The 8,109-nt window shown below is 35.7% G+C and carries 11 protein-coding genes; 4 read left to right on the top strand and 7 right to left on the bottom strand.

Translation table 11 applies throughout. The features are described 5' to 3' along the window. The first annotated feature begins 180 nt into the window (after window positions 1-180). The 3 genes from HMPREF2937_RS03740 to HMPREF2937_RS03730 are packed head-to-tail and all read left to right on the top strand — an operon-like array spanning window position 181 to window position 1,924. Window positions 181-882: a hypothetical protein gene (locus HMPREF2937_RS03740; RefSeq protein ID WP_057510181.1), complete on the top strand. Its 702-nt coding sequence runs from the start codon at window positions 181-183 to the stop codon at window positions 880-882. Further along, window positions 883-1,335, top strand: a complete 453-nt coding sequence (locus HMPREF2937_RS03735; RefSeq protein WP_002481471.1) for a YaiI/YqxD family protein — start codon at window positions 883-885, stop codon at window positions 1,333-1,335. Between the two features lie 13 nt (window positions 1,336-1,348). Then, on the top strand, window positions 1,349-1,924 hold the full coding sequence (locus HMPREF2937_RS03730; protein WP_002481470.1) for an LOG family protein: 576 nt from the start codon (window positions 1,349-1,351) through the stop codon (window positions 1,922-1,924). A gap of 75 nt (window positions 1,925-1,999) precedes the next feature. On the opposite strand, the gene HMPREF2937_RS03725 is transcribed toward HMPREF2937_RS03730, so the two are convergent. The 3 genes from HMPREF2937_RS03725 to HMPREF2937_RS03715 all read right to left on the bottom strand — a co-directional run bounded on the left by HMPREF2937_RS03725 (window position 2,000) and on the right by HMPREF2937_RS03715 (window position 3,487). Further along, entirely contained in the window at window positions 2,000-2,545 is a 546-nt protein-coding gene (locus HMPREF2937_RS03725) for a GNAT family N-acetyltransferase (RefSeq protein ID WP_023015424.1), read from the bottom strand. 178 nt (window positions 2,546-2,723) lie between these two features. Beyond that, window positions 2,724-3,035 (bottom strand): hypothetical protein, encoded by a 312-nt coding sequence (locus HMPREF2937_RS03720; protein ID WP_023015425.1) that lies wholly within the window; start codon window positions 3,033-3,035, stop codon window positions 2,724-2,726. A 71-nt stretch (window positions 3,036-3,106) separates the two neighbouring features. Next, window positions 3,107-3,487, bottom strand: coding sequence for an SA0632 family lipoprotein (locus tag HMPREF2937_RS03715; RefSeq protein WP_070864058.1), 381 nt, complete (start codon window positions 3,485-3,487; stop codon window positions 3,107-3,109). A gap of 204 nt (window positions 3,488-3,691) precedes the next feature. Here HMPREF2937_RS03715 and HMPREF2937_RS03710 point away from each other — a divergent pair, with 204 nt between their 5' ends. Then, window positions 3,692-4,378 (top strand): DUF1129 family protein, encoded by a 687-nt coding sequence (locus HMPREF2937_RS03710; RefSeq protein ID WP_002481466.1) that lies wholly within the window; start codon window positions 3,692-3,694, stop codon window positions 4,376-4,378. A gap of 77 nt (window positions 4,379-4,455) precedes the next feature. Here HMPREF2937_RS03710 and HMPREF2937_RS03705 read toward each other — a convergent pair whose 3' ends face one another. The 4 genes from HMPREF2937_RS03705 to HMPREF2937_RS03690 all read right to left on the bottom strand — a co-directional run bounded on the left by HMPREF2937_RS03705 (window position 4,456) and on the right by HMPREF2937_RS03690 (window position 7,915). Beyond that, a complete protein-coding gene (locus HMPREF2937_RS03705) occupies window positions 4,456-4,944 on the bottom strand; it encodes a DUF456 domain-containing protein (RefSeq protein WP_002481465.1) in 489 nt (162 codons plus the stop codon). A 14-nt stretch (window positions 4,945-4,958) separates the two neighbouring features. Beyond that, on the bottom strand, window positions 4,959-6,155 hold the full coding sequence (locus HMPREF2937_RS03700) for a sugar efflux transporter (RefSeq protein ID WP_002481464.1): 1,197 nt from the start codon (window positions 6,153-6,155) through the stop codon (window positions 4,959-4,961). A 185-nt stretch (window positions 6,156-6,340) separates the two neighbouring features. Next, window positions 6,341-7,210 carry a LysR family transcriptional regulator gene (locus tag HMPREF2937_RS03695; RefSeq protein WP_070864057.1) on the bottom strand — a complete coding sequence of 290 codons (870 nt, stop codon included), beginning with the start codon at window positions 7,208-7,210 and terminating at the stop codon, window positions 6,341-6,343. Between the two features lie 132 nt (window positions 7,211-7,342). Further along, entirely contained in the window at window positions 7,343-7,915 is a 573-nt protein-coding gene (locus tag HMPREF2937_RS03690) for a ribonuclease FAU-1 family protein (protein WP_002481462.1), read from the bottom strand. Between the last annotated feature and the right edge of the window lie 194 nt (window positions 7,916-8,109).

Raw genomic sequence — 8,109 nt, 5'->3', positions numbered from 1 at the left:
TTTTTATATATCAACCGAATTTGACAAAGAGCCTGAATTTCAATGCTGGTTTTTTTCATGCCTTCAATTACTGATGCTTTAATCGATGGAAAAAGTTATGTATGATACAAGGGTATTCGTTTATCCCCTAATCAGTCGGGGTATTTAAATGTTATATACTAATAAATGGAGGCCATTCAAATGGAGAAGAAACGATTAATTAGAACATTGTTAACGGTATTACCTATCATTCTTGTACCTTTAATTGTGGAAAGAAAACGCATCAAAGATCATCCTGATGTACAAAAATTGAATGATAAAACCGCAGGTTTAAGACAAAGTGTTTCTGACAAGTCTTCACAATTTGCGAGCGGTGTATCAGATAAATCTTCTAAAGCTGCGTCAGCGGTTTCTAATAAATCTTCTGACCTTAAACAATATGTAAGCGAGAAGAAACAAGAAATCGAAGAAAAACGCCAAGCTAAAAAAGAAGCGAAAGCCAATGACCCAGAACGCATCAAAGCTAAAGGTGACAAATTAGAAAAACAAAACGCTAAAGAAGCTGAAAAAATGGCGAAGAAATTAGAGAAAAACATTGAAAAACGCCATAAAAAAGAAGATAAAGATTCAGAAGCAACTCGTAAACGTCTCGTGAAAGAATTAAAAGACGCTCAGAAATACGAGAAAAAAGTCGGACTTGTACCAGGCGGTCAATCTGACAAACAACTTCACAATAAAGGTGAAGAACTTGAACAAGAAAATAAAGATGAAGCTTATGACATGAACCGTATTTTAGAAGATCGCATTGAACAACGTTTAAAAGCTGAAGAAGAAGCTAGACGTGCCAACGAAGAAGAACGCATCGCAGAGATTCAAAAACATGAAAATAAGCCGAATCTCTAAATGACACAAGTCATTATTGATGGTGATGCTTGTCCCGTTACAGATTCAATTATTCAATTGACTGAAGGGACAGGCATTTTTGTTGTGTTGGTACGTAGTTATGCACACTTTTCAATGCGAGATTATCCTGACCATGTTCGTGTCGTTTACGTCGATGATGGTCCTGATCAAGTGGATTATAAAATTGTTCAATTAGCCAAGCCAAATGACATTGTAGTCACACAAGATTATGGTTTAGCTAACCTATTGATTAATAAAATACAGTACGTGATGCATCATAATGGTATGCTATATAGTGATAAGAATATTAATTCCTTACTCGAACAACGTTATTTGAATGCACAAACCAGACGTCAAGGCGGACGTCATAAAGGTCCGAAAAAGTTCTCAGAAGAGACACGCAATCATTTTGAGCAAGCATTTAAACGTGTAATCAATCAGATTTCTTCTTAGGAGATGACTATTTATGAGTAAATTAAAACGTATTGCAGTATTTTGCGGCGCAAGCAGAGGGAAAGATAAAGTTTATATGGAGCAAGGCTATGCTTTAGGTAAATACATGGCAGAAAATGGTTATACTTTAGTCTACGGTGCCGGCTCTGTCGGTGTAATGGGCGCAATTTCTAATGGCGTCTTAGATAACGGTGGAGAAGCGATTGGTGTGATGCCGAAAAGCTTAGATGATAAAGAAATTACGAGCCAACGCTTAACAGATTTAGTGTTAGTAGATTCACTTCATGGTCGCAAAGCCAAAATGAGCGAATTAGCTGATGCATTTATCTTAGCTCCTGGCGGTGCTGGTTCACTTGAAGAGTTCTTTGAAACATATAGTTGGGCACAAATCGGTATCCACGATAAACCGATGGCAGTTTTTAATATCAACAATTTTTTCGAACCGCTTCAACAACTCATTGAATCTATGATTGAAGCTGGTTTCATTGATGATAAATATCGCGGCTTAGCTCCGCTTTATGATAACTTAGATGATTTATTCGACGGTTTAGAACACTATCGTTCTGTCGGTACACGTACTTATGATTAACACTTCTAAATTAAATAACATACTCTATGTTCATTCCAAACAAAAAGCGAGAAACGTCACCTTGAGTTTCTCGCTTTATTCATTCAGCTTTTTATAATATCTGACTTGTGTTTTTAATGGATGAGCTACTGACACATTTGGTAATTCATAGTCTTCTAAATATGTCATACCGATTTTTTCCATCACTCTTCTTGAAGCCATATTTGTTTTGGCTGTTAGACTATAAACTTCTTCGATACCTTTTTCTTTGGCATATTCAAGCACTGCTTTTGCCCCTTCTGTTGCGATACCATTGTCCCAAACCTCAGGTATCAAACGCCATCCAATTTCAAAGAAAGGCAGATCTTTAAATGGATACTGACTGCGTTTAGGGAGATAATTCAATCCGATAAAGCCAATCCATTCTCCGCTTTCTTTCAATTCTACCGCAAATAAACCAATGCCTGATTGTTTCAGTTGTTTCTGCATCGCCTGCATATCCAATTCAGAACGGCGATAGCTTAATATACTTGGGAAGAATCTGCGAACTTGTCGATTCGCATTCATTTTTTGAAATGGCAATAAATCTTTATCTTCCCAATCTCTTAACTTTAAACGTTGTGTTTCCAAATATACACTCATTTGATTCCACCTCGTACACCCATTCAATCTCTTGTGCTCTATCTAAAAAATCGATATACAAAAAAGCACTTTAGTAAAGTGTTCTCTAATCATGATAGTAATGCAAAGCGATATGACTTCACTTATAAGCGCCTTTTTGTATACTTTATAAGATTGTCGAAATTACTTATAGTTGCGATTATGCTTGAGGAAATTCAGAACGCGTATTATAACTGATTAATTGAACAGTTACAGGCACTTCTTGTAAACGATCACGTTCGCTTTTAGGTGCTGTAAATACTACGTCAACAAAATCGCCTAAATGACTTAATTTATAAGTTGCTTCAAATGTATCTGTATCTGATTCAAAATTAGGCTTTTGCGCAACTCTGCGTCTTACTTGTGCTGAAGGCGCATCATGTTGGTAGCCTGTAATTTTTTCGATGGCTTTGCCGACTTCTCTTAAAGTCATCTTATTACCTTCTAATTCAAAAAATTGTTGTTCGTACATGATTCAATCGACTCCTTTAGTTCGTTTATCCATTACCTATTTAATACCCTTCTGACTTTTCAAACAAACGCTTAAGATGGTTTGTTTTCCTTCTTGTCAGAATGCGGTGTGTGTGATTTTTGATCCCTTTCTTTTGTTGTGTTAGATGACGCTTTTGTTGCTTTTTCCTTTTTATCTTTAGCTTCTTGTTCTTTTTTAGCTTTGTCTTCTGCTTCAGATTGTTGTTTTGCTCTTTCTGTCGCAACTTTATCTTTCACTTCATCTTCTAACTTATCTACACGTTCTTTCACTGATTTTTGTTCTTTTTCCAACTTCTCTTTTTTATCTTTCAACTGTTTATTTTCTTTCTCTAGTTGTTTGATATCATTCTCAAGCGCTGTCTTCTCGTCACTTTTACCGCAAGCACTTAACATTAAAGTTGAAGCTAACAGCACCATCATCACTTTTTTCATGTATCTTTAACTCCTTTTACCATGAATCCAACGCCTATGTAACGTCAATTTGCTATGTATATTTTACCATGTATCCGGCTTCGCTCATAGTTTCCACGCATACACTAAAAAAAGAAAGCGAGATATTGCTTCAATCATTGATTTATGCGCGCAATTTAGTCATAATATGCTTGATTGTATAATATGAATCGGAGGGCAAAAGCAATGGCTAAATCTACAGAACAATTGATGCGCGAAAATAACGTAAAAGCGTTGCATCTTAATAATACAGACCGCGAAATTTTCGAAAGCTATATGACTTATATTCGTGCTGATTTACGCGTCAACCCTCATGATTCTGAATTAATGTTGAATCGTATTTTAAAAGAACTGCTAAAATCAGAAAACCAGGGTATGTTAGCCATGGATTTCTTTGATCATAATCCTCGTGCGCATGCGAAAGAAACGATTAAAAAACTAAAAAACGAAACGGTACAAAATATTTTCAAATATATTTGGCATCACATTTTGTTTTTACTTGGTATTTTTGCGTTCTTCAAAGGATTTATAGGCTTCTTCATAGGTGAAAAACCTATCTATTATTTCACATTCCCAATCATCGTATTAATGGGATTATTTATCATCTTTTTATTCGTATGGTGGATTTTTAAAACGGTACAAATACAAGCTTTCAATAAGTCTAACTGGGTTTGGCTTTTAACTTATGCGGTTATTTTCGGCTTAATTGCGCTGTTATTTTATGTCTTATATATCCCGCAATCTTATCTTACATTTGGTCCGTCCATTCATATTGGTAATTGGACATTTATTATTGTCTCATTCATCATCACGCCAATTGCGTTTTATGTCGACCATCATTTTGTGAAGAAAAACAGCAATACTTATTTATGATAAATTAAAAAACAGCCTCAAAAGCAGGATTATCTTTGCTTTTGAGGCTGTTAGTGTTTGCACTATTTCTCAATAATTTAGTTAATTAAAATTGCTAAGAAGAACCAAATGACCATAATGATCATGACCATGGCTTGAGCTGCAGTGCTTGCTAAAAAGCCGACAACTGAACCAAAACTGGCTTTAAGTGCAGTCATTGGGTCACGTCTTAATACCATTTCTACAATAAACACTGCGATTAACGGAACTAAAATAATACCGAATGGTGGGAAAACAAAACAACCGACAATCACACCGATTAAAGCTGTGATTTCCCCTGCTTTAGAACCGCCAAAGCGTCTAGTGAAGTATTGGCTCATCATCAAATCAGCCACAAAAATAAAGATTGTTAAAATAATCATTGAGATATAAAAGACCCAAGATAATTTTCCGTTATGAAAACCGATTTGATAAATTAAAAATCCAATCCACATCATTGGCATTGATGGGATAACAGGTTTAATCAAACCAATAAATGCGGTAACGAAACACGCAATAATCAATAGCCATAAAATTGTTGCTAGCATGGTAAACCTCTTTCTTATTCAATAAATTTCTGCTCTTTCGTAAAGAAGATTAAAATCATTCCTAATGCTAAAGAAGCAGCGGATACATAGAATACATTCCCTAATCCTACGATTTGACTCATCACACCGCCAAGTAAATTCCCACATAATTGACCTATTACAAGCGCATTCGCAAAGAGTGTTGAAGAATAACCCGGGAAATCAGGCAGGATGTCTTGGAAGTAACTGATACCAATCCCTAATAATACCGCTAAAAACATTGCTAAAAAGACTTGCCCAAGCATCATCATATAAATGTTATCAAACACTCCGATACTGAAGAAGAAGAGTGCACCAAACAATGCGCCGAATATCAATAAGGTTCTTGTTTCAAGTTTCGCAGACAAAACACCTAGGATAATCATAAATGGCACTTCTAAGCCTGCACACAAGCTCGCAAGCACTCCGACATAGTCTTCACTCTCATGAAGATAATTCGTCACAAATAGAGGCATATTAAGTGTGTACATCCACTGTCCAATATGGAGTAAGATAAATGCAACAAATGGTACGATTAATTTCTTGTGTGTCAACATACTTGGGGCTTTACGCTCGATATGTGTACCTTCTTCAATTGGGCGATTCGTTTTCACTTCTTTAAAGAAGAAGACTTGAAGTAACAGTGTAAATAATAAAATAACTACTGTACCGCCGAACAAACCGGCATAGCCCATACTTTTATTTAACAAAGCTCCGATTAACGGACCAAATAAGAACCCGAACGAGAACATAGAACGTAATACTGTATTAGCAAATTTTGCACGACCGCGTGAAGAGGATGCATTAATAGATTCACGAGCTGAAGCATAAAGTTGAGGCATTGCAGGTGCGAACAAACCTTGGAACAAAGCATATAACGCAATATACAGCCAGATTGTATGAACATAGAAGTAAATACCGAAACTCATTGCGCCCATAAACAGCGCACCGATAATTAAGACTTTACGGTTTACGTTCCCTCTGTCAGAAAAACGTGCCACAATGGTATTAACAGTAAACTGACTGATTGCGGCTAGTGCTAATAAGACACCGAACTGAGTAGTTGTCATACCAAGTTCATTTGTCGCAAATAAAACAAGATAAGGAATCGTAATCGCAATCCCCATACCGACCAGCATCATATTAACTACGAATAATTTATAATTTTTAATGTGCAGTAACGCTGCAAACATAGTCTAACCTCTCTTAAAACTTATTTAGATAACCTCTAGTTTAATCAATTTTCTTACCTTTTGGAATAGATGTACAAAGATTTCCATTAAAACAGCATATAATTTCAAAAAGCAGCTTTTCTATATAGAAATCTTCACACAAGAGAAAAAGACACCCTAGCTAGGATGTCTTATTTACACATCAGTTAATTCTGAGGAGCTTTCGCAATATCATTTACGACTAATTCTACAAATGATTCCACTTGTGGCAATTGCAACATACTAGAATCGTAACTTAGATAGGTTGAACGCACTAATGGATGTGTTTCTATATCAACTTGCTCAAAGTCAAAGCGTTCTGTGTCTAAATCTTTTACCATAATTTCTGGTAATACAGTTACACCTACACCGCCGACTAACATTTCTTTACAAGTCGCAACTTGGTCTACGGATATCATCGCATGATAATCACGTCCTAAATTACGACCATACCATTCTTTAATCTGGTTAATATAAATCGGATCAGCTTGAAACTCAATAAACGGCAGTTCTGGTGCTTTATCTCTTTGACCCTTAGGATAAATAAAATAATGTTTATCATTAAACAAATGCTGATTGTTCAAATTCAAAATCTTGCTTCCACGGATAATCATCACGTGATAATCACGATGATGCGCTTTTATATGCTCAGTAGAACCTACTTTTACTTGAATTTCAACATTGGGGTATTGATCGTTATAATGACTAAGTATTTGGGGTAATAAAGTTTGGCCGATTAAAGAAGAGCACCCTATAGAGATAGTGCCATTTACTTCGCCCATATGTGCTTGCATCTTATCAAAAAATAAACGCTCGCGCTTCAACATGTCGCGCGCATGTTCAATAACCATCGCACCTTCAGTTGTAGTGATCAACTGCTTCTTAGTACGAATAAAAATATCAACGCCGAAGGCACTTTCTATGGCCTTTAATCGTTGTGTTACAGCAGGTTGAGAAATATAAAGAATTTCAGCTGCTTTACGCAATGTACGTGTTTCATCTAACGTGATTAACAAACGGTAATCCTCAATCTTCACGTTTTATCCTCCTACTTCCTTCAATCCTTTTCTACTATGAAATAAAAACCATGCGGCAGTCTTATGACAGCGACAGCATGGTACCTTTCATACAAACACTCTTTCACACTGTGTGCTGGGTTCTCCTGACTGTTATCCTCGGTGATGATGCGTCGTATGTTTATCGTTTAAATACTTATGTTTAATCTTATTATAGCAATACATGATATTTTCTTGCATACTTGGAAAATCATGATCAATCTTCATCATTAACTGATGTGCAATGATGTATGCTTCGTGATATTGTTTCTTCGAAATTTGTTTTGTTTCTAATGCTCGTAATAAATCATCCTCGTCAACCAACTCATATTCTCCATTAGGTAATACAATAACATCTAAGCATAAATCTACTGTGCGTGCTTTACCTTTTTGCGTGATATTTTTAATATTGATATCGAAATAATATTCAAGTGGGTTGCCTTTTTCATCTAGCATCACTGTTATACTGTAACGTTTCTTATCCGGTACAATTTGAAGCCATTGATAGTTATCATCTGCGACTATCATGGTTTTACCGACGACAGAAACTTTTAAAGGTTCCTTTACTTTCTTCATTGTGATTAAGCCAATGATTCCTTTGAATTTATTATTATTCACCTTAACTTCAGTATAATCTCTTTCAATCAGACGACGCCAGTGACGTTTGTCGATGTATTTTACTTTCACTGTCACCAACTCCTTGACATTATTATATAAAACTGTCACATACATGTCACTCAATGTTTGATATTATCAAAAGTATTACACAAATTAAAAGCTCTTTTTACAAGTTGTACACATAACAATGGAGTCCTGTAAGTAAAACAGAAATAGCTTACAACAATAGAAAGGGGCTGGGACATAAATACAGTCCAAAATAA

This window comes from Staphylococcus sp. HMSC061G12 (genome assembly GCF_001838465.1).
Classification (GTDB): Bacteria; Bacillota; Bacilli; order Staphylococcales; family Staphylococcaceae; genus Staphylococcus; species Staphylococcus simulans.
Note: the sequence above shows the minus strand (reverse complement) of the source record. Positions and strands in the feature narration are given on the sequence as shown.

Coding starts and splice junctions, on each gene's coding strand:
- HMPREF2937_RS03740 (WP_057510181.1), top strand. CDS start 181: ATGGAGAAGAAACGATTAATTAGAACATTGTTAACGGTATTACCTATC.
- HMPREF2937_RS03735 (WP_002481471.1), top strand. CDS start 883: ATGACACAAGTCATTATTGATGGTGATGCTTGTCCCGTTACAGATTCA.
- HMPREF2937_RS03730 (WP_002481470.1), top strand. CDS start 1,349: ATGAGTAAATTAAAACGTATTGCAGTATTTTGCGGCGCAAGCAGAGGG.
- HMPREF2937_RS03725 (WP_023015424.1), bottom strand. CDS start 2,545: ATGAGTGTATATTTGGAAACACAACGTTTAAAGTTAAGAGATTGGGAA.
- HMPREF2937_RS03720 (WP_023015425.1), bottom strand. CDS start 3,035: ATGTACGAACAACAATTTTTTGAATTAGAAGGTAATAAGATGACTTTA.
- HMPREF2937_RS03715 (WP_070864058.1), bottom strand. CDS start 3,487: ATGAAAAAAGTGATGATGGTGCTGTTAGCTTCAACTTTAATGTTAAGT.
- HMPREF2937_RS03710 (WP_002481466.1), top strand. CDS start 3,692: ATGGCTAAATCTACAGAACAATTGATGCGCGAAAATAACGTAAAAGCG.
- HMPREF2937_RS03705 (WP_002481465.1), bottom strand. CDS start 4,944: ATGCTAGCAACAATTTTATGGCTATTGATTATTGCGTGTTTCGTTACC.
- HMPREF2937_RS03700 (WP_002481464.1), bottom strand. CDS start 6,155: ATGTTTGCAGCGTTACTGCACATTAAAAATTATAAATTATTCGTAGTT.